The sequence below is a fragment of the Pseudomonas farris genome, from assembly GCF_019145235.1.
Taxonomy (GTDB): Bacteria; Pseudomonadota; Gammaproteobacteria; order Pseudomonadales; family Pseudomonadaceae; genus Aquipseudomonas; species Aquipseudomonas farris.
Window position 1 is genome coordinate 347,910 of the sequence record NZ_JAHSTV010000003.1, and the last position, 19,821, is coordinate 367,730.

General features: G+C 58.9%; 10 protein-coding genes and 2 pseudogenes. 10 read left to right on the plus strand and 2 right to left on the minus strand.

Going from position 1 to position 19,821, the window contains the following annotated elements:
• Nucleotides 1-153: 153 nt before the first annotated feature.
• The 4 genes and pseudogenes from KVG95_RS07880 (at nucleotide 154) to KVG95_RS30340 (ending at nucleotide 2,733) form a co-directional block, all read left to right on the plus strand.
• Nucleotides 154-384 carry a hypothetical protein gene (locus KVG95_RS07880; protein ID WP_217855460.1) on the plus strand — a complete coding sequence of 77 codons (231 nt, stop codon included), beginning with the start codon at nucleotides 154-156 and terminating at the stop codon, nucleotides 382-384.
• On the plus strand, nucleotides 381-683 hold the full coding sequence (locus KVG95_RS07885; RefSeq protein WP_048396096.1) for a cell division protein ZapA: 303 nt from the start codon (nucleotides 381-383) through the stop codon (nucleotides 681-683). Before KVG95_RS07880 ends, KVG95_RS07885 begins: the two co-directional genes overlap by 4 nt.
• Before the next feature lie 145 nt (nucleotides 684-828).
• Nucleotides 829-1,866 (plus strand): annotated as a pseudogene (locus tag KVG95_RS30335) (HAMP domain-containing protein); the annotation flags it as partial.
• Between the two features lie 135 nt (nucleotides 1,867-2,001).
• On the plus strand, nucleotides 2,002-2,733 hold the full coding sequence (locus tag KVG95_RS30340) for a methyl-accepting chemotaxis protein (RefSeq protein ID WP_437180789.1): 732 nt from the start codon (nucleotides 2,002-2,004) through the stop codon (nucleotides 2,731-2,733).
• 143 nt (nucleotides 2,734-2,876) lie between these two features.
• On the opposite strand, the gene KVG95_RS07895 is transcribed toward KVG95_RS30340, so the two are convergent.
• Nucleotides 2,877-4,679, minus strand: coding sequence for an acyl-CoA dehydrogenase (locus KVG95_RS07895; RefSeq protein WP_217855464.1), 1,803 nt, complete (start codon nucleotides 4,677-4,679; stop codon nucleotides 2,877-2,879).
• A 246-nt stretch (nucleotides 4,680-4,925) separates the two neighbouring features.
• Nucleotides 4,926-8,879 (minus strand): trifunctional transcriptional regulator/proline dehydrogenase/L-glutamate gamma-semialdehyde dehydrogenase, encoded by a 3,954-nt coding sequence (gene putA / locus KVG95_RS07900; protein WP_217855466.1) that lies wholly within the window; start codon nucleotides 8,877-8,879, stop codon nucleotides 4,926-4,928.
• Nucleotides 8,880-9,339: 460 nt separating this feature from the next.
• On the opposite strand from putA, the gene putP reads away from it, so the two are divergent.
• The 6 genes and pseudogenes from putP to KVG95_RS07930 all read left to right on the plus strand — a co-directional run bounded on the left by putP (nucleotide 9,340) and on the right by KVG95_RS07930 (nucleotide 19,603).
• Nucleotides 9,340-10,824 carry a sodium/proline symporter PutP gene (gene putP, locus KVG95_RS07905; protein WP_217855469.1) on the plus strand — a complete coding sequence of 495 codons (1,485 nt, stop codon included), beginning with the start codon at nucleotides 9,340-9,342 and terminating at the stop codon, nucleotides 10,822-10,824.
• A 375-nt stretch (nucleotides 10,825-11,199) separates the two neighbouring features.
• Nucleotides 11,200-13,218, plus strand: coding sequence for a type VI secretion system Vgr family protein (locus tag KVG95_RS07910; protein ID WP_217855470.1), 2,019 nt, complete (start codon nucleotides 11,200-11,202; stop codon nucleotides 13,216-13,218).
• A complete protein-coding gene (locus KVG95_RS07915; protein ID WP_217855472.1) occupies nucleotides 13,208-13,945 on the plus strand; it encodes a DUF4123 domain-containing protein in 738 nt (245 codons plus the stop codon). Before KVG95_RS07910 ends, KVG95_RS07915 begins: the two co-directional genes overlap by 11 nt.
• Nucleotides 13,945-18,606, plus strand: a complete 4,662-nt coding sequence (locus KVG95_RS07920; protein ID WP_217855474.1) for an RHS repeat protein — start codon at nucleotides 13,945-13,947, stop codon at nucleotides 18,604-18,606. Before KVG95_RS07915 ends, KVG95_RS07920 begins: the two co-directional genes overlap by 1 nt.
• On the plus strand, nucleotides 18,606-18,893 hold the full coding sequence (locus KVG95_RS07925; protein ID WP_217855476.1) for a contact-dependent growth inhibition system immunity protein: 288 nt from the start codon (nucleotides 18,606-18,608) through the stop codon (nucleotides 18,891-18,893). The genes KVG95_RS07920 and KVG95_RS07925 overlap by 1 nt, the downstream gene beginning before the upstream one ends.
• A gap of 388 nt (nucleotides 18,894-19,281) precedes the next feature.
• A pseudogene (locus KVG95_RS07930) lies at nucleotides 19,282-19,603 on the plus strand (hypothetical protein).
• The last annotated feature ends 218 nt before the right edge of the window (nucleotides 19,604-19,821 follow it).

The following is a 19,821-nucleotide window of genomic DNA, read 5'->3' on the forward strand; positions in this document are numbered from 1 at the left end:
AGTGCAGGAACCAGAACCGCCAAACACAGTCTTTAAAGCTCGCGAGGAAGGTCGCCTGCCAGGAAAATCAAGGCCTTGCGCCTGTATAACCCTGGCATCCACGGTGACTTTTCTTTATCGTACGCGCCCTTTGAAAATGCCCGGAAAATCAAAATGTTGGAAGCATCCCTAAGCCAATTGGAACAACTGGTCAGCGACCTGGTGCAGCAGAACCAGACCCTGCTCGGCACCAATCAATCCCTGAGTGCAGAACTGGCCCAGGTCAAGGATGAAAACGAAAGCCTGCAACTGAGCCTGATGGAACAGGAAGAGAAACAAGGCTCCACCGCGGCACGCATTCAGGCCTTGGTTGAGCGCGTCAGCGCAGGCCCTGTCAGCGCATGAGTTACGGCGCCGCAGGGGTAAAAGTCGTCTCGATTCTGGGGGAGGACTATTCGATCAAGGCGCCGGCCGGGGAAGAGCAGACCCTGCTGGACGCCGCATTAATGTTGAAGGCCGCCTTGGCCGAGACCAAAAAGAAATACCCGACGCTGATCGGTGACCGCTTGCTGGTGCTGGCGGCGATGAATCTGTGCTCGCAGCAGATCGAAATGCAAAAGCGTCATCAGGAGGAACTCAACCGTTACCAAGAGCAAGTCAGCGCCACGGTTGAAGTGATCGCCAAGACAATCAATCAAGCCTGATCAGCTTTGCGCACAACCAAAGAATAAATTGTCGTTTGCGTTGTATACAATCGGCATGGCTGTTGCAGTGTTTCAGCCTCTTATTCTTTGGGGGTGCTCCATGCAGTTCTGGCGACGCAGTATTCAATGGCAGTTGATCCTGAGCATGGGCACCGCCCTGCTGGTCAGTATTCTGATCGTGGTTGGCGTTTATACCCTCGTGGTCAACCGCCTCGCCCAGCGCTATCTGGTCGAGCAAGCGCTGCCGTCGAGCATCGAAGCGATGCGCAACGACATCGAACGAATCCTCGTTCAACCCCTCACCGCCGCCAAGGACATCGCCAGTAACAGCATGGTACGCGACTGGTTGGCCGGGGGTGAGAACAATGCCCAGACCGACACATTCGTGAAGTATCTGGAAGGCATCCGCGCCGAGCACAAAGCCTTTACCGCGCTGATTATCGGGGCTGCTTCAAGCCATTACATCACTGAAAAAGGCCTGGACCGGACGCTTCGCCGATCCAATCCCAATGATGCCTGGTTCTATTCGTTTCTCGACAGCAACCAGCCGCGCACCCTCAATATCGACAATGACACCGCCACCGGTGAGTTGGCGCTGTTCATTGACCTCAAGGTCGAGCAGGCCGGCAAAGTCGTGGGTGTCGCCGGGCTGGGCCTGAGCATGAAAGAGCTGTCGGAGTTGATCCGGAATTTCAACTTCGGTGAGCGCGGCAAGGTCTATCTCGTGCGCTCCGACGGTTTGATCCAGATTCACCCCGAGACGCAGTTCAGCGGCAAACGCACGCTGGTCGAACAAATCGGTGCTCCGGCGGCGCAAGCGGTCATGGGGCCGCTCTCTACCTCCATCGCGTCCGCCACCAGCAGTTTTGTCCGCGATGGCGAAGATTTTCTGGCGTTGAGCCTGCCGCTGCGGGATCTGGGCTGGACCCTGGTGGCCGAAGTGCCGCAGTCGCAAATCTATGCCGAAGCCCGTCGCGCGATGTGGATGAGCAGCGGCATTGGCCTGGCGGTTGCGTTGGTTTGCCTGTTGCTGGTGGTGTTGCTGGCCCGTGGATTGGTGCGACCGATTCGTCAGGTAACAGCGGCGCTGGTAGCCATCGGTAGCGGTGGTGGAGATTTGACCCACAGGTTAGATTCCAGCCGCGCCGATGAGCTGGGTGACCTCGCTCGCGGCTTCAATCGGTTCCTGGAAAGTCAGCGCGACATGATCGGCGAAGTCCTGGCTACCAGTGAGCGTTTGCGCACGGCGGTCGGCCAAGTGGCACGGGTGGTGGACAACACGGCCGAACGCTCGGGCCGTCAACAGGAAATGACCGACATGGTCGCCACCGCCGTCCACGAGATGGGCCTGACCGTGCAGGAAATCGCTCAAAACGCCGGCAACGCGGCCGTCGCTTCGCAAACCGCGCGGGAGGAAGCGCTGCAGGCGCGGGAAGTGGTGGGCGGGTCGATCCGGCATATCGAAAGCATGTCCGACGAGATCGGCATCGCCGCCGGAGCGGTGGGCGAGTTGGCCCATCAAGTAGCGTCCATCGATCAGGTGTTGGCGGTGATTCGCGGGATTTCCGAGCAGACCAATTTGCTGGCGCTCAACGCCGCCATCGAAGCGGCGCGAGCCGGGGACATGGGGCGCGGATTTGCCGTGGTGGCCGATGAAGTGCGGACCCTGGCGCGGCGAACTCAATCGTCTACCGACGAGATTCAGCAGATGATCGGCAGCCTCAAGCAGGGCGCAGAGAATGCGGTGTCTTCCATGCACGCCGGGCAAGCGGCGACCGGCACGGGTGTTGAGTCGAGTCAGCGCACCGGGGCGTCGTTGACGGCGATTACCGGGCAGGTCGAGCGCATCAGCGACATGAACCATCAGGTGGCGACGGCGACGGAAGAGCAGTCGGCGGTGACGGAAGAGATCAACCGGAATGTGCAGGGGATTTCTGATTTGGCTCGAGCGACGGCGGGGGAGGTCAGGGCTTGTCGGGAAGACTGTCAGATGTTGCAGCGGTTGGCGGATGATTTGGCGCGGCAGATGGGTGGGTTTCGGTTGGGCTGATATATGCGTTGCCTGAACTGACGCCTTCGCGAGCAAGCCCGCTCCCACACTCGATCGAAGGTGTTCACAAATTATGTGTTCGCCGCAGAATCAGTGTGGGAGCGGGCTTGCTCGCGAATTTCAGCAACACCACAAGGATAGGATCAAAACCACTCATCCCGCATCGCCAGGCACACATCATCCCGCGCCTCAAGAATCGCCAGTTCATGGTGGCAACCCGGCACTTCCCACGTCAGGAAATACCGCGCCGCCTGCAGCTTGCCTTTATAAAAGCTCTCATCCGCCGCATTCCCCTTGGCCAATCCTTCCTCGGCGCGAATCGCCTGTTCCAGCCAACGCCAACCAATCACCATATGCCCGAACACTTTCAGATACAGCGCTGAGTTCGCCAGGCTGCTGTTGACCTTGCCCTGAGCCAGATCGGTCAGCAGGCCGATGGTCACGGTTTGCAGGCGTGCCACCAGTTTCTCCAGCGGTTCACGCAGCGGCGTCAGTGATTCATACGCCTGCGCTCGCTCGGCGGTGTTGGCGATCAGGCGGATCAGCTGCTTGAGCCCCGCGCCCCCGTTCTGAGCCAGCTTGCGCCCCAACAAGTCCAGCGACTGAATGCCGTGAGTCCCTTCATGAATCGGGTTCAGTCGGTTGTCGCGGTAGTACTGCTCCACCGGGTACTCACGGGTATAACCGTGGCCACCGAGAATCTGGATCGCCAGTTCATTGGCCTTCAGGCAAAACTCCGACGGCCAGGATTTGACGATCGGCGTCAGTAAATCCAGCAGCTCATGGGCCTGTTTGCGCTCGGCTTCGTTCTCAAGGGTTGTGGTGTCGTCGAACAGCCGCGCCGCGTACAGCCCGAGGTCGAACGCGCCTTCGACGTAGGCTTTCTGGGTGAGCAGCATGCGTTTGACATCGGCATGCTGAATGATCGCCACCGGTGCGGTGCTCGGATCCTTGCTATCCGGCACCCGACCTTGCGGTCGCTCACGGGCGTATTCCAGGGAATACAGGTAACCGGCATAACCGAGCATCACCGCGCCCATACCGACGCCGATCCGCGCCTCGTTCATCATCTGGAACATGTAGCTCAAACCGTGGTGCGGCTTGCCCACCAGATAGCCGACACACTCGCCGTTGTCGCCGAAGTTCAGCGCGGTGGACGTAGTACCGCGCCAGCCCATCTTGTGGAACAACCCGGCCAGCAATACGTCGTTGCGCTTGCCGAGACTGCCGTCATCGTTGACCAAAAACTTGGGCACGATAAACAGCGAAATGCCCTTCACCCCGGCCGGTGCGTCCGGCAGTTTGGCCAGCACCATGTGCACGATGTTTTCCGACAGCGGGTGATCGCCGCCGGAGATGAAGATCTTGTTGCCCTTGAGTCGATAGGTGCCGTCGGACGCGGGCTCCGCGCGTGTACGAATATCCGAAAGCGACGAGCCGGCATGTGGCTCGGTGAGGGCCATGGTGCCGAAGAAACGGCCGTCGATCATCGGTTGCAGGAAGCGCTGCTTCTGCTCATCGGTGCCGAAGCTTTCGATCAGGTTCGCCGCGCCCATGGTCAGGAATGGGTAGGAAGTCGACGCTGCGTTGGCCGACTGAAAGTGCGCGAAGCAAGCTTGCGACAGCAATGTAGGAAGTTGCATGCCGCCCGCCTCGAAACTGCGCGCGGCGTTGAGGAAACCGGCTTCAAGGAAGGCATCCACCGCCGGTTTCACTTCCGGAATCAGAATCGCCTGACCGTCCTCATAGCGCGGTTCGTTCTCGTCGCCCTTGCGGTTGTGTGGGGCGAAGAACTTCTCGGCGATGTTGCGGGCGGTACCGATGGCCGCATCGAAGGTCTCGCGGTTGTGCTCGGCGAACCGCTCACGCTGGGTCAGGCCCTCGGCATCAAGGACTTCATACAGCTCGAAAGCCAGATTGCGGGAACTGAGCAACGTCTCGGACATGGCGGCCTACCTTTTTTTGGAATGGACCGAGTCTAGGCGTGGGGAGGGCTGGCTGAACAGGATGATTGATGAGCGTGATGGTGCAGCGAGAGCACCACTGATCAAATGTAGGAGCGGGCTTGCTCGCGAAGAGGCCAGCACATTCAACATCAATGTTGAATGAACGACCGCTTTCGCGAGCAAGCCCGCTCCCACAAGGGTTCTGCTAACCAGGCAGCCATTGCGGATGCCCGGTCTTATTGCGGTTTAGCCGATCGTCATCAAACTGGCGTTACCACCCGCCGCAGCGGTGTTAACGCTCAATGCACGCTCGATCACCAGACGCTCCAACGCAATGTTGGTTTCGCCCTGCGACAAACCATGAACCCCAACAATCGCACCGGCACGCTTGGCCACTTGCTGGCAGACCGCACGCAACTGGTCGGAATGGCCATGATGCAGAACCGCATCAATTACCACCTCGTCCTTGGTCCAGTCGGCAACCCGCTTGATCCGCGCCTGGATTTCTTTCGGCAGGCGTGCGAACAGTGCCTTGCCCGGTTCAGCGTCCGGCCATACCGCCGAGCCGCCTACGGCCAATACCGCAGCCAGTTGGGTCAGCAAATCGCCTTCGACTTCAGCCAGGCACAGCACGTGTTCGCGCGGCAGGATGGCGTAGCTGTTGCGCTCGCCGGTCGGGCCCGCCAGAACACGGGTGATCCCGCTTTGCGATTGCGCCGCGAACTGTACGCACAGGGTGCTCAAGTCTGCGAACTTATTGCTGTCGGCCCAGGCTTTCAGCGCGGTCAGCGGTTTGCTCATGGCATCACGCAGGCGGACGTCAGGTGCAGCGATAGCGTCGCCGCGAGCGAAGGATTGTTCGATCGCATCGGTAGGACGTGTCGACAGCAGACGGTACAGGTACAGCGGACCACCGGCTTTCGGGCCAGTACCCGACAGGCCTTCACCGCCGAACGGTTGCACGCCAACTACAGCACCAACAATGTTGCGGTTCACGTAGACGTTACCGGCGTTGACGTTGTCGATCACCTTGGCGATGGTCTCGTCGATGCGAGTGTGTACGCCCAGGGTCAGGCCGTAGCCGGAAGCATTGATCTGGCCGATCAGTTGATCGATCTCTTTGCGCTTGTAGCGAACTACGTGCAGCACCGGACCGAAGATCTCCCGTTGCAGTTCGTCGAAGCTTTCCAGTTCGATCAGGGTCGGCATCACGAAGGTGCCGCGTTTGACTTCTTCGCTGTTGGCGATTGCCACCTGATACACATTGCGACCTTTGTCGCGCATGGCCTGGATGTGCTTCTCGATGCCCGCCTTGGCTTCGGCGTCGATCACCGGGCCGATGTCCACGGACAGGCGCTCTGGATTACCGAGACGGCATTCAGCCATGGCACCCTTGAGCATTTCGATGACACGGTCGGCGGAATCTTCCTGCAGGCACAGTACCCGCAGCGCCGAGCAACGCTGGCCAGCACTGTCGAAGGCCGACGACACCACGTCGATCACAACCTGTTCGGTCAGTGCCGAGGAGTCAACGATCATCGCGTTCTGACCGCCAGTTTCAGCGATCAGCGGAATCGGACGGCCCTGGGCATCCAGACGACCGGCGACGTTACGTTGCAGCAGGCGAGCGACTTCGGTGGAACCGGTGAACATCACGCCTTTGACCCGATCGTCACCGACCAGACGGGCGCCGACAGTTTCGCCACGGCCCGGCAGCAGTTGCAGCACGCCTTCCGGAATCCCGGCTTCGAGCAGCAAACGCACGGCTTGAGCAGCCACCAGCGGGGTTTGTTCCGCAGGTTTGGCCAGTACCGGGTTACCGGCGGCCAGGGCAGCAGCGACCTGACCACTGAAGATCGCCAGCGGGAAGTTCCACGGACTGATGCAGACCACCGGACCCAACGGGCGGTGGGCATCGTTGGTGAAATCGTTGCGAGCCTGCACCGCGTAATAACGCAGGAAGTCCACGGCTTCACGCACTTCGGCGATGGCGTTGGCGAAGGTCTTGCCGGCTTCGCGAGCCAACAGGCCCATCAGCGGCTGGATCTCGCCTTCCATCAAATCGGCGGCACGTTCCAGAATCGCGGCGCGTTCGGCGGGCGGGGTGGCCTGCCAGATCGGGGCGGCGTTCAGGGCGCACTGGATCGCGTTGTCGACGTCTTCAACGGTGGCTTCCTGTACATGGCCGACCACGTCACGCAGATCGGACGGGTTCAGGACTGGCGCAGGGGTTTCAGTGCTGGACGCGCAACCGAGCATCGGCGCGGCTTTCCAGTTGTTATGAGCGGTGGCCAGCAGGGCGCACGACAGGGAAGCCAGACGATGTTCGTTGGCCATGTCGATGCCGCTGGAGTTGGCGCGCTCGGCACCATAAAGATCACGCGGCAGCGGGATACGCGGGTGCGGCAGGCCGAAGCCGCCTTCCAGCGTAGCCATCTGCTCGATGCTGGCTACTGGATCGGCCACCAGCTCCTGAATCGAAATAGACTGGTCGGCGATGCGGTTGACGAACGAGGTGTTCGCACCGTTTTCCAGCAGACGACGCACCAGGTACGCCAACAATGTTTCGTGAGTGCCAACCGGTGCGTACACGCGGCACGGACGGTTCAGCTTGCCTTCGGAAACTTTACCTACAACCTGTTCGTACAGCGGTTCGCCCATGCCGTGCAGGCACTGGAACTCGTACTGACCGGGGTAATAGTTCTGACCGGCGATGTGATAAATGGCCGACAAGGTGTGGGCGTTGTGCGTGGCGAACTGCGGATAAATGACTTCCGGCACCGACAGCAGTTTGCGTGCGCAGGCGATGTAGGACACGTCGGTGTACACCTTGCGGGTGTAGACCGGATAGCCTTCCAGGCCTTCGACTTGGGCGCGCTTGATTTCGCTGTCCCAATACGCGCCTTTTACCAAACGAATCATCAGGCGATGACGGCTGCGACGAGCCAGGTCGATCACGTAGTCGATCACATACGGGCAACGCTTCTGGTAAGCCTGGATCACGAAACCGATGCCGTTCCAGCCGGTCAGTTGCGGCTCGAAGCACAGACGCTCCAGCAGATCCAGCGACAGCTCGAGGCGGTCGGCTTCTTCGGCGTCGATGTTCAGACCGATGTCATATTGCTTGGCCAACAGAGTCAGCGACAGCAGGCGCGGGTACAGCTCTTCCATCACGCGCTCGTACTGGGCGCGGCTGTAACGCGGGTGCAAGGCGGACAGCTTGATCGAAATGCCTGGGCCTTCATAAATCCCACGACCGTGGGACGCTTTGCCGATCGAGTGGATGGCTTGTTCGTACGAGGCCAGGTACTTCTGGGCGTCATGCTCGGTGAGTGCGGCTTCACCCAGCATGTCGTAGGAATAGCGGAAGCCTTTGGCTTCGAACTTGCTGGCGTTGGCCAGGGCTTCGGCGATGGTTTCGCCGGTCACGAACTGCTCGCCCATCAGGCGCATGGCCATGTCGACGCCCTTGCGGATCATCGGCTCGCCGCTCTTGCCGATGATGCGGCTCAGGGACGATGTCAGGCCGGCTTCGTTGTGGGTGGCGACCAGTTTGCCGGTCAGCAGCAAGCCCCACGTGGCGGCGTTGACAAACAGCGACGGGCTGTTGCCCAGGTGCGGATGCCAGTTGCCGGTGCTGATTTTGTCGCGGATCAGGGCGTCACGGGTGCCTTTGTCCGGGATGCGCAGCAGCGCTTCGGCCAGGCACATCAGCGCCACGCCTTCCTGGGACGACAGGGAAAATTCCTGCAACAGGCCCTGAACAATTCCGGCACGGCCGCCGGCGCTTTTCTGATTGCGCAGTTTCTCGGCAATCGAGGCGGCGAGCTTGTTGGTGGCTTCGGCCATCGTGGCCGGCAGGCGCGCCTGCTCGATCAGCATCGGCACCACTTCAGGTTCCGGGCGACGGTAGGCGGCAGTGATGGAAGCGCGCAGCACCGATTGCGGCAAGATGCTTTCAGCGAATTCCAGGAAGCATTGATGCGCGTGATCGACGTGGATCTCGCCCGCTTCGTCAACTTCCTTGCCGTTCAAACCGTTCAGCTCGGACAGGGTTGCACCACCCTCGAGTTTTTCCAGGTAATTGAAAATTGCCTGCTTGATCAGCCAGTGCGGCGTGCGATCAATCGAGGTCGCGGCAGCCTTGAGGCGTTCGCGGGTCGGGTCGTCAAGTTTGACCCCAAGAGTGGTGGTAGCCATATTTTTATCCTCATGTTTGCCACGACCGCGTGGCATCAGCTGGCGGCAAGATTAGCTGTGCGTCGGTCGAGGTGCAACCGGGTGCAACCCTTTTTTGTCGGAATAATAAGCAACTCGTCAGGAATTTAATTCTGATCCATTCGTCCTGCGCCTGCTTGGTGCTTTTACTTCTAGCGCAACCCGAAAAACGCCCTAAAAAGGAGCAAGAACCGACCCTTTTCAGGAAAATCCGACTAGGTGCAACTTATTCGTACGAAACTGGTTGCACCTTATTTGCTTTGTTGAATAGCATTCGCGGCCAAGGTGCAACCGGTCAAAAAGATCGGTGTGCCGGCTGATGGCTTTCCTGGGGAAACATCAGTCATAAATGCGCGGGATCCGGAATCGTCTGTCAAACGTCGTCGTTTGCGAGCGGTTCACCAGCCGCCGCTACATAAAAACAATGCCAGGGCGTAACTCAATGAGCGTAAGCAATCCAACCCTGATCACGTTCGTGATCTACATCGCAGCAATGGTGCTGATCGGCTTCATGGCCTATCGCTCCACCAACAACCTTTCTGACTATATTCTGGGCGGTCGTAGCCTGGGCAGCGTCGTGACCGCGCTTTCTGCCGGTGCTTCCGACATGAGCGGATGGTTGTTGATGGGCCTGCCAGGCGCTATCTACATGTCCGGTCTTTCCGAAAGCTGGATCGCTATCGGCCTGATCATCGGTGCTTATTTGAACTGGCTGTTCGTCGCCGGCCGTCTGCGCGTGCAGACCGAGCACAACGGCGATGCACTGACCCTGCCGGACTACTTCTCCAGCCGTTTTGAAGATAAAAGCGGCCTGCTGCGGATCATCTCCGCGGTCGTGATCCTGGTGTTCTTCACCATCTACTGCGCTTCCGGCATCGTGGCCGGTGCCCGTCTGTTCGAAAGCACCTTCGGCATGTCCTACGAGACAGCGCTGTGGGCCGGTGCTGCGGCGACGATTGCCTACACCTTCGTCGGTGGTTTCCTGGCAGTGAGCTGGACTGACACCGTACAAGCCACGCTGATGATCTTCGCCCTGTTGCTGACGCCGATCATCGTGCTGCTGGCGACTGGCGGTATCGACACCACGTTCCTGGCGATCGAAGCACAAGATCCAAGCAACTTCGACATGCTGAAAAACACCACTTTCATCGGCATCATCTCGCTGATGGGCTGGGGCCTGGGCTACTTCGGCCAGCCGCACATCCTGGCGCGTTTCATGGCGGCGGATTCGGTCAAGTCGATTGCCAACGCACGTCGCATCTCCATGACCTGGATGATCCTGTGCCTGGGCGGCACCGTCGCTGTAGGTTTCTTTGGTATTGCTTACTTCTCGGCCAACCCGGCCGTGGCGATGCCAGTATCCGAGAACCACGAGCGTGTATTCATCGAACTGGCAAAAATCCTGTTCAACCCATGGGTCGCTGGCATTTTGCTGTCGGCTATTCTGGCTGCGGTGATGAGTACGTTGAGCTGTCAGTTGCTGGTGTGCTCAAGCGCCCTGACCGAAGACTTCTACAAAACCTTCCTGCGTAAAACCGCTTCTCAGGTTGAGCTAGTCTGGGTCGGCCGCGCCATGGTGCTGCTGGTTGCCCTGATCGCCATTGCGATGGCGGCTAACCCGGAAAACCGTGTGCTGGGTCTGGTCAGCTACGCCTGGGCTGGTTTCGGTGCCGCTTTCGGTCCAGTTGTCCTGATCTCCGTAATCTGGAAAGACATGACCCGCAACGGCGCACTGGCCGGCATCCTGGTTGGCGCGATCACCGTGATCGTCTGGAAACACTTCGAACTGCTGGGCCTGTACGAAATCATCCCTGGTTTCATCTTCGCCAGCCTGGCGATCTACTTCGTCAGCAAAATGGGCGCACCGACCGCCGGCATGCTTCAGCGCTTTGCCGCGGCCGAGAAGGATTTCCGCCTGAACCAGTGATGGGGATGAGCTGATGCTCTGATCTTTCGCCGGACATGAAAACGGTCCGCTTCCTTTTGGAGGCGGGCCGTTTTTTTGCGGTTTTCTTTTGGCGCAAGGCGTGAAGCCTCGAAACTCCACTGTGGGAGCGGGCTTGCTCGCGAATGCGGTGTGACAGGCAGCGTTGATGTCGACTGGCACACCGCATTCGCGAGCAAGCCCGCTCCCACATTTGTTCGGTGGTGCTTCTGACAGGAATGTCTGTAGTTCTATATCTCAACTTGTGAAGGAAAAATCCCTAAAAAAGTAGGGAAAATCTGATTTCCTTGTCCCTCCGTCAACACCCCTTGTCGCTCATGCAGAATCGCCCGCCTTCATTCTGCAGAGACACATCGGATGTTCGCGTCTGCCAATCAACCGCGTTTCACGTTGACCCTCGACGGCGTCCAGAATGAGCTCAAGGTACTTGAGTTCACGGGCAAGGAAGCCATCAGCCAACCCTACCGCTTTGACCTGGAACTGGTCAGCGAACGGCCCGACATTGACCTCGAAAGCCTGCTGCACCGTCAGGCGTTTCTGAGTTTCGATGCACAAGGCTCCGGTATTCACGGTCAGATTTTTCGCGTCGGCCAGAGCGATTCCGGCCAACGTCTGACGGGCTATCAAATCAGTCTCGTACCGCGTCTGGCGTACCTCGCTCGGCGCATCAATCAGCGAATCTTCCAGCACAAAAGCGTGCCGGCGATCGTCACGCAAATCCTCAAAGACCACGGCATCCAGCGCGATGCCTTCGAGTTCCAGCTCGGCAGCGCCTACCCCGATCGCGAGTATTGCGTGCAGTACGCCGAAAGCGATCTGGCGTTCATCCAGCGGTTATGTGCAGAAGTCGGCATTCATTACCACTTCCAGCACAGCCCCGACGGGCATCTGTTGGTGTTCGGCGATGATCAGACGGTTTTCCCCCGGCTGCCCGAGCCGACGCTGTACCTGCCGGGCAGTGGGATGGCGGTGGATGCGCCGGCGATCAAACGTTTCAACGTGCGATTGGAAACCCGCACCACGGCGGTCACTCGTCGGGACTACGACTTCCAGAAACCGCGTTTGCAACTCGAAAGCCGCCTCGACAGCGAACAGCGACCGGTGCTTGAGGACTACCACTTTCCCGGCCAATTCACCGATCGCGAACACGGCAAGCATCTGGCGCAACGGGCCTTGGAGCGCCACAGTGCAAATTACCGCCAGGCTGAAGGTCGCGGCGATGAATCTGCTTTGGTCAGTGGGCATTTCCTGCACCTCGCCGAACACCCGCGTCAGGCGTGGAATGACCTCTGGTTGATCACCGAAATCGAACACCGTGGCCGGCAGCCGCAGGTGCTGGAAGAGTCGGCCACCGGTGACAGCCCGGATGATTTCCAAGGCTATCGCAATACCTTTCTGGCGACGCCGTGGGACGTTTCCTTTCGCCCGCCGCTGGGGCCAGAAAAGCCGCGGATGCTTGGTTATCAACCCGCCGTGGTCACCGGCCCGACTGACAGCGAAATCCATTGCGACGAGTACGGTCGGGTCAAGGTTCAACTCGCTTGGGACCGTGACGGCCAGCTCAACGAGCATTCCAGTTGCTGGTTGCGTGTCGCCACTGGCTGGGCGCACGACCGCTACGGCAGCGTGATGATTCCGCGCGTCGGCATGGAAGTGCTGGTGGGGTTCGTCGACGCCGATGCCGACAAACCATTGGTGATGGGTTGCCTGCCCAACGCGGCGACCCCGGTGCCGCTCGATCTACCGGCGGACAAAACCCGCAGCATTTTCCGCAGCCAAAGTAGTCCCGGTGGCGTCGGTTACAACGAATTGCGCATCGAGGATCGTAAGGGCGCCGAGGAAATCTACCTGCGCGCGCAGCGAAACTGGACTCAGCATGTACTGAACGATCAACAGGTGCAGGTCGATAACGCCCGCAGCATCGTTGTCACCGGCACCGCCCGCCATGAACTGAAGGCCGACGAAAAGCGCATCACCCACGGTCAGCGCCAGACCGAAGTGCGGCTGGACGATCAATTGGTGGTGGTCGGCAACCGGCACATTCGCGTGACCAGTCAGGCCCTCAACGCCAGTCAGCAATTCCACGTCAGCGCCGGCCAGCAAGTGGTCATCGACGGCGGCGCCAGCGCGACCATTCAGGCGGGCGGGCAGTGGATCAACATCGGCCCCGGCGGGATTTTCAGCAGCGTGCCGATCCAGGTCGGTGGCGCGCCGATGGCGGCCATGGCTGCGGCGCCGAGCCTGCCGGACGTTCCGTTGAAACTCGCCGCCGCCCCGGCGGCGCTGCTCAGTGCCGCACAAATACTCAGCCTGCAAAGCGACGCGCCATTCTGTGAAGAATGCGAGCGCTGCAAGGACGGTGTTTGTGCCGCCTGATGCCTTGTCACCTTGCGACTGGCTGGAGCGCCAGCCGCTGCAACCGGCAGAGCAACTGTTCGCGATTTTCAGCAGTGCCAGTGCTGCGGAACCGTTTAAAGCCTGGCAACGCTCGATCACAGCTCAAGCGCCGAGCCCGATCTGGGCTGACACCGCGTATGCCAAGTGGGAAGCGGTGATGCCCTATGTCGGAATTGTCGCTGCTGGCAGTGAGTTTCTGGAGTGGGTTGCTACGACTGAGTCCCGCGATTGGGGATGGTTGACGGTTTCTTCTGTTTCTCAAGAAGCGCTGGTCGAGCATTTACGCAGCCTCACTCAAGTTCTTTTGCCAAATGGCAACGCGGTGTTTTTTCGGTTCTGGGATGGGCGCTATTTGCTGTCGATTCTTCAGACTGCCGACGTTAACGCCACGCAGTTAATGCCTGTCATCGACCGCTGTTTGATCAATGGGCAAGCGCTCGATATCGGCGGCAGTGCGTTGAAAACCTCCAGGGATTTTCCGTGGTGGGAAGTTTCTGAATCGCTGCTTAAACATCTCGCCACCGAGTCCGCCACAACCCGCATCAACAACTTGATGAAGTGGTTGAGCGAGGATCGACCTGATTTATATGAGGCGTTCTCAGAGCGCGTATTGCGGCACAAAGTTGCGATCTTTTTGCAAGCGCCGGACCTGCCTCAAGCACCGAAATCAGCCTTGGTGGATTACCTGATATCGGAGCTGAACTGATGGATCAGATCGTACGGATCGAGCAGGAGCTCGAGGGTTTTAAAGACACCTTGAGTTTGTATCGCCAGCAGCTTGGCAGCTTCTTGAGCCGGAATGCGGACAGGGTCAGCCGGGCTACGGATATGCCGTCGCTGATGGGCATGGAGCGGAAGATCAAGCTGGGAAATACCAGCAAGTCTGTAAGTAGTCGCGATGACGATTTTTTTTCCAGCGTTGCGCAGTGTCCGGACAGCGGAACTCTGGAGATCGAGAGCAAGTTCGAATCGGTTTATGACATTCCGTTGGGGAATATTCAGATCGATGTGATTGCAATGGATGGCGGTAAGTCGACGTCTGTGACGCTCGATGAAAACGGTAAAGGACAGTTTGAAGGCTTACCCGGCAAGTTCTATCGCGTTCATGTTCAAAGTGAACTTACCCCGACTCAAATCAATGATCTTTTCTCCTCATACGACGGCCTGACCACAGAGCTAGAGGGCTGGCTACGCAAGGAGTGGGAGGGGTTCAAACCGCAGTGGTCGCAGTCGACTTTTGTGGCCGCTGGTAATGGAATGCTAGCGGGAAGTTGGGCAGCAGTCATGGGTGTTTGGGATGGCCTGAGCCTTGTCTTTGACATCCTTAAGAATCCTGCCGCTCACCTTGAACAACTTGGCAGCAGTGCACAGCAACTCATCGATCTGGCGAAGCAATCACCAGCAACGATGGAAAAAGCCATGCTGCTGGCAAGCGATGAAGCGGCGCTTTGTCTGCTGTTTCGTGCCGCGAGTCTTTGGCTTTCGGCGTTACCGCCTAGCGAAATGGCTGGTAACTCGGCAGAGGTAGCCAGCCATGTCATTGTCTCGGTACTGATCGATATTCTGATTGCTTTGGCGCTGGCCTGGACGGGTGTAGGTATACCCGTCGCCAAAGCCTATCTCACATTTCGCGGGATTAAGTACGGGGCGTTGCTGGCTGGTCTTGCGATGCGTTTCGTCGATGCGACATTCAGCATCCTCACCACCTTCATGAAGTACGTCGACCAGTACAAAGCAGTCGCCGCACGCGGTGTTGCAGCGGGTCTGAAGAAAGGTCGGATGCAACTGCGCTGGGATGCCAAGCGCAACACCACGCTCAAGCAAAACGAACACCACGACGACTCCCCCGATCAAGCAAAAAACCCCAACGGCGACAGCGCCACTTGCGCGCCGTCCACCTGCAAGAACGGTTGCCCGGTGTCGATGGTCACCGGCGAAGAATTGCTGACCCTCACCGACGGCTCGCTGGACGGAATCCTGCCGTTCGACTTCACCCGGCTCTATCGCACCAGCGCCGCCGAGATCGACTGCGGCCTCGGCTTTGGCTGGAGTCATTCGCTCGCCCATCGACTGGAGATCGAGGGCGATCAGGTCATCTGGATCGACCACGAAAACCGCCGCACCACGTTCCCGCTGCCGAACTACGAACGCCCGGCGATCCACAACAGCCTGTCGCGCGCGGCGATTTATCTCGGCGCTGATCCCGAAGAACTGATCCTCGCCCAGGCTGGCGACGACACGCGTTTTTACCACTTTCATAACGGTCGGCTGACGGCGATCAGCGATGCGTACGACAACCGCTTGCGCATCACCCGCGACCGTCAGGAGCGCATTCAACGCATGGACAACGGCGCCGGTCGCGCCTTGTTGTTGCGCTATGACCGCGCCCACCTGATCGCCGTCGACTATCAGGTTTTTGTCCCGGCGCAGGCCCTCGACGAGGCCTGGCACACCGAGCAAGCGCTGGTCAGTTACCGCTACGACGAATGCGCTCAACTGATCGAGGCGAGCAACGCCGCCGGGGAAAGCGAGCGTTACGACTACGACGATCAGCACGTGATTCTGCAGCGGCAACTGGCCGGTGGCGCGAGTTTCTTCTGGGAGTGGGAGCGGCCCGGCAAGGCGGCGCGCTGCATCCGGCACTGGGCGTCGTTTTCGCAGATGGACACGCGTTATGTCTGGGATGACCAGGGCAGCGTCACCGTCCAGAACATCGACGGCAGCGAAGAGGTTTACGTCCACGACGACCGGGCGCGGCTGGTGCGCAAGGTCGAGCTGGATGGTGGTGAACACCTCAAGGCCTATGACGATCAGGGTCGGCTGATTGCAGAGCAGGATCCGCTCGGCGCCGTCACCGAATACCGCTATGACGACGTCGGACGGTTGGTGGCGCTGATTCCGCCGGAAGCCGAGCCAACGGCCTACGAGTATCGCAACGGTTTCCTGCATGCGCGCTATCGCGGCAAAGCGGTATGGAAGTATCAGCGCAATGCCCAGGGGGATGTCACCGAAGCGACCGATCCCGATGGTCAGGTCACTCATTACCACTACGACGCTCAGGGGTGTTTGCTGTCGATCCGCTACCCGGACACCAGTCGGCATGTGTTCGTCTGGAATGCCTTGGGGCAGTTGCTCGAAGAGACCTTGCCGGACGGTGGTCAGCGGCGCTTTTCCTACGATGCGCTGGGTCGGCAGATTACCCGTCAGGACGAACACGGTGCCGTCACCCAGTACCAATGGGATGCCATCGACCGACTGATCCAGACGACGCTTCCTACCGGTGCCACTCGCGCCTTCAGCTACAACGCCTACGGCAAGATCACCGCTGAACGTGATGAGCTGGGGCGCGTCACGCGCTACGAATACGCCGACGACCTGCACTTGGTCAGCCGCCGGATCAACCACGATGGTACCCAGCTCAAATACCACTACGACAACGCGCAGCTGCTGCTGACGGAAATCGAAAACGAATCCGGTGAAAAATATCAGCTGGATTACACCCCCGGCGGACTGATCCGACAGGAAATTGGCTTCGACGGCCAACGCACGGCCTACGCCTACGACCTCAATGGTCATCTGCTGGAGAAAACCGAGTTCGGCGCTGACGGTTCGCAGCTGATCACCGCTTACGAGCGGGATTCGGCAGGGCGACTGCTGGTCAAAACTCTGCCCGACGGCCTGAAGGTCGAATACCGCTACGACAGCCTCGGCCGACTGATCGGTGTCGACGATGGCCACGACCATCCGCTGGAATTCGAATACGACCAACAAGACCGACTGATCACCGAACATCAGGGCTGGGGCACGCTGTGTTATGGCTACGACGCGTGCGGTCAGCTCAATCGCCTGCGCCTGCCCGACGGCAGCAAACTCGATTACCACCACGCCAAGGGCGGTGCACTGACGGCCATTGACCTCAACGGCGCGCGACTCACTGGCCACCAATTTACCTTCGGTCGCGAACAACAACGCCAGCAAGGCCAGCTGCTCAGCGACTATGCCTACGACGATCAGGGGCGTCTGAAAGCCCACGCCATCAGCCAACAGCAACAACCGATCTATCGCCGCGACTATGCCTACAGCGCCAACGGCAATCTCGACCATATCGCCGACACCCGCCACGGCCAACGCAACTACATCTACGACCCGCTAAACCGCCTGACCCGCGTGCGTCACACCCGCGACACCCCAGCGGAAAGCTTCGCCCACGACCCCGCCGGCAACCTGCTGATGCAGGACCGGCCTGGTTTGGCGACCGTTAAAGGTAATCGCCTGCTGATGCAGGGCGATCGGCGTTACGACTACGACGCCTTCGGCAACCTGATCCGCGAACGCCGCGGCACCGCGCAAAAAATCGTCACCGAATACCGCTACGACTGCCAGCACCGCTTGGTCGGCATCACAACCCCGGACGGTCGTTGCTCCAGTTACCGCTACGACGCCTTCGGCCGGCGCATTTCCAAAACCGTTGACGGCAAAACCACCGAGTTTTTCTGGCAGGGCGACAACCTCGTCGCTGAAAGCAGCCGCGAACACTACCGTAGCTACGTCTACGAACCCGGCAGCTTCCGCCCGTTAGCGATGCTTGACGGCAAAGGCCCACGCAAGGCTTGCCCGTTCTACTACCAACTCGATCACCTCGGCACGCCGCAGGAAATGACGGATTACGGTGGTGAGATCGTTTGGTCGGCGAAGTACAACGCCTATGGCAAGGTCACGCATCTGGCGTTCGGAGGGGGAGAGCAGCTCGATCAGCCACTGCGCTTTCAGGGGCAGTACTTCGACGTCGAAAGCGGTCTGCATTACAACCGGCATCGCTACTACAATCCGGATATTGGTCGGTACCTGACCCCGGACCCGATCAAGTTGGCGGGTGGGCTGAACCAGTACCAGTACACGCCGAATCCGACGGGGTGGGTTGATCCGTTGGGGTTGGCATGCAACCCGTGTCCTGGCGATAGAGATGTCGCTGGGCCGTATAGCGAAATTGTTCCGGGAGGTGGCTTAGGTGCACACGAGGCCCGGGGAGGTCACCTAATTGATAAACACATTGGCCGATCTGAGGCTCAGCTAGCGCAACGGCTTGAGGATGAGCCATGGCTTGGCAGGGCGTCTACTTTCTATGATCGAGCAACGGCGGAAAAAGCTATGTCCAGCGTCATAACTACCAATAAGGCAGTGATAGCAAGATTCTTACAGGGCCGAGACACTCAGATCATTATTAGTGACTCTGTCCCTTATCCAGTTGGAGTTGTTTTAAGACGTAGAGCATCCACCGTTATGCCTGTATCCGGGGTGTATCTACTTTTACGCAAGGACCAGCGAATGCCAGATGGTTATCGAATACATACAGGATATGCAGAGTAATGAGCGCAAGATTTCCGGCACTATTCCAGTTCTTGGCTGGCTACTTTCATGAGGATTGGAGCTGTGATCACGAGTCAGAAGATGATGTCGTTCGATCGTTTGTTGCTGAATCTTCTCCAGAAAGGATTTCTCAAGTGAAGGATGAGTTGCAGGTCGTTTTACGTTCTATCCAAAGTGAAGAGGAATTGCAGGTTTTTTTGTTTGAGGAAATTGGATGTTCTTACTATTACCCCTATGCGTGGCCCTCAAGTAAAGCATGGTTGGAGCATATTTTGAGCATGCTTTAGCAGTGAATCCTGTTAGCTTTTCTGCGCTCATCGGGTGAAGGAGGAAGAGAAATTTCTGGGCAAGGTCGTCGGAAGTTTCCTTCAAAACGTATCGGTTTCCATGAACTGGTGCGAGGTGAGATCCATGGATAGTCTTTGGCTGTCGCTGCACATGCAGTGGCAGGGTGTAGGAACCCTTGGAGATTTACCGCGCATCAGCGCTGTCGTTTGATTGCGGCACTTAATTTGTGTCCGTAACATCGTTCGCGGCGGCTGTACGCGGGACACGCTTCGGCGTGGCTGAGTTTTGGTGGATCTCCTCAGTTTCCTACTCTCGCGTACGGCTGCCACCCAAGCCCGTAGGAAAGGCCGGTGGTAGCTTGAATTTATCCACCAAGGTCTCTCAAAAATGAAAACTCTTACACCAGATCCACCCTACGAAGAGCCAATCCCCCACCCCGAAAACCGCTTCATGGCGCTCACCAGACTGCACCGACATGCCCACGCTGTTCGTCGATACCCACGCGCCGCTCGATGTTTTGTATGACGCTGGCAACTACCGAATTCGAGCAGTCACGCAGGTGCTTGAAAACATGTCGATGCGCGGTTCAGTCGAGTGCGAATCCTTCATTCTCAGCGACTTTGCCTTGCTCTGTGCCATTCCATTGCGCGATGGGTGTGATGTGCTGGATGTGATTGGGCGGCGGTTGCGGGCTCGCCCTTCGGAGTAACGCCGCCGAATGATCGTTCCCACGCTCCTGCGTGGGAATGCAGCCCGTGACGCTCTGCGTCACATCGGTGTCAGGCGCGAATTCGATTGCGTGGCTGGAACGCGGAGCGTCCCTTGAGGCATTCCCACGCGGAGCGTGGGAACGATCACCGTGTAGAGTCGGGCTTATCAGAATTGCCCACTCGGCCGCGAACCCCTGACGTCCAGCCCCGTACAAGG

What these genes read in the sequence shown, in the direction of transcription:
- KVG95_RS07880 (WP_217855460.1), top strand. Translation starts at nt 154, where the DNA reads ATGTTGGAAGCATCCCTAAGCCAATTGGAACAACTGGTCAGCGACCTG.
- KVG95_RS07885 (WP_048396096.1), top strand. Translation starts at nt 381, where the DNA reads ATGAGTTACGGCGCCGCAGGGGTAAAAGTCGTCTCGATTCTGGGGGAG.
- KVG95_RS30340 (WP_437180789.1), top strand. Translation starts at nt 2,002, where the DNA reads ATGGTCGCCACCGCCGTCCACGAGATGGGCCTGACCGTGCAGGAAATC.
- KVG95_RS07895 (WP_217855464.1), bottom strand. Translation starts at nt 4,679, where the DNA reads ATGTCCGAGACGTTGCTCAGTTCCCGCAATCTGGCTTTCGAGCTGTAT.
- putA (WP_217855466.1), bottom strand. Translation starts at nt 8,879, where the DNA reads ATGGCTACCACCACTCTTGGGGTCAAACTTGACGACCCGACCCGCGAA.
- putP (WP_217855469.1), top strand. Translation starts at nt 9,340, where the DNA reads ATGAGCGTAAGCAATCCAACCCTGATCACGTTCGTGATCTACATCGCA.
- KVG95_RS07910 (WP_217855470.1), top strand. Translation starts at nt 11,200, where the DNA reads ATGTTCGCGTCTGCCAATCAACCGCGTTTCACGTTGACCCTCGACGGC.
- KVG95_RS07920 (WP_217855474.1), top strand. Translation starts at nt 13,945, where the DNA reads ATGGATCAGATCGTACGGATCGAGCAGGAGCTCGAGGGTTTTAAAGAC.
- KVG95_RS07925 (WP_217855476.1), top strand. Translation starts at nt 18,606, where the DNA reads ATGAGCGCAAGATTTCCGGCACTATTCCAGTTCTTGGCTGGCTACTTT.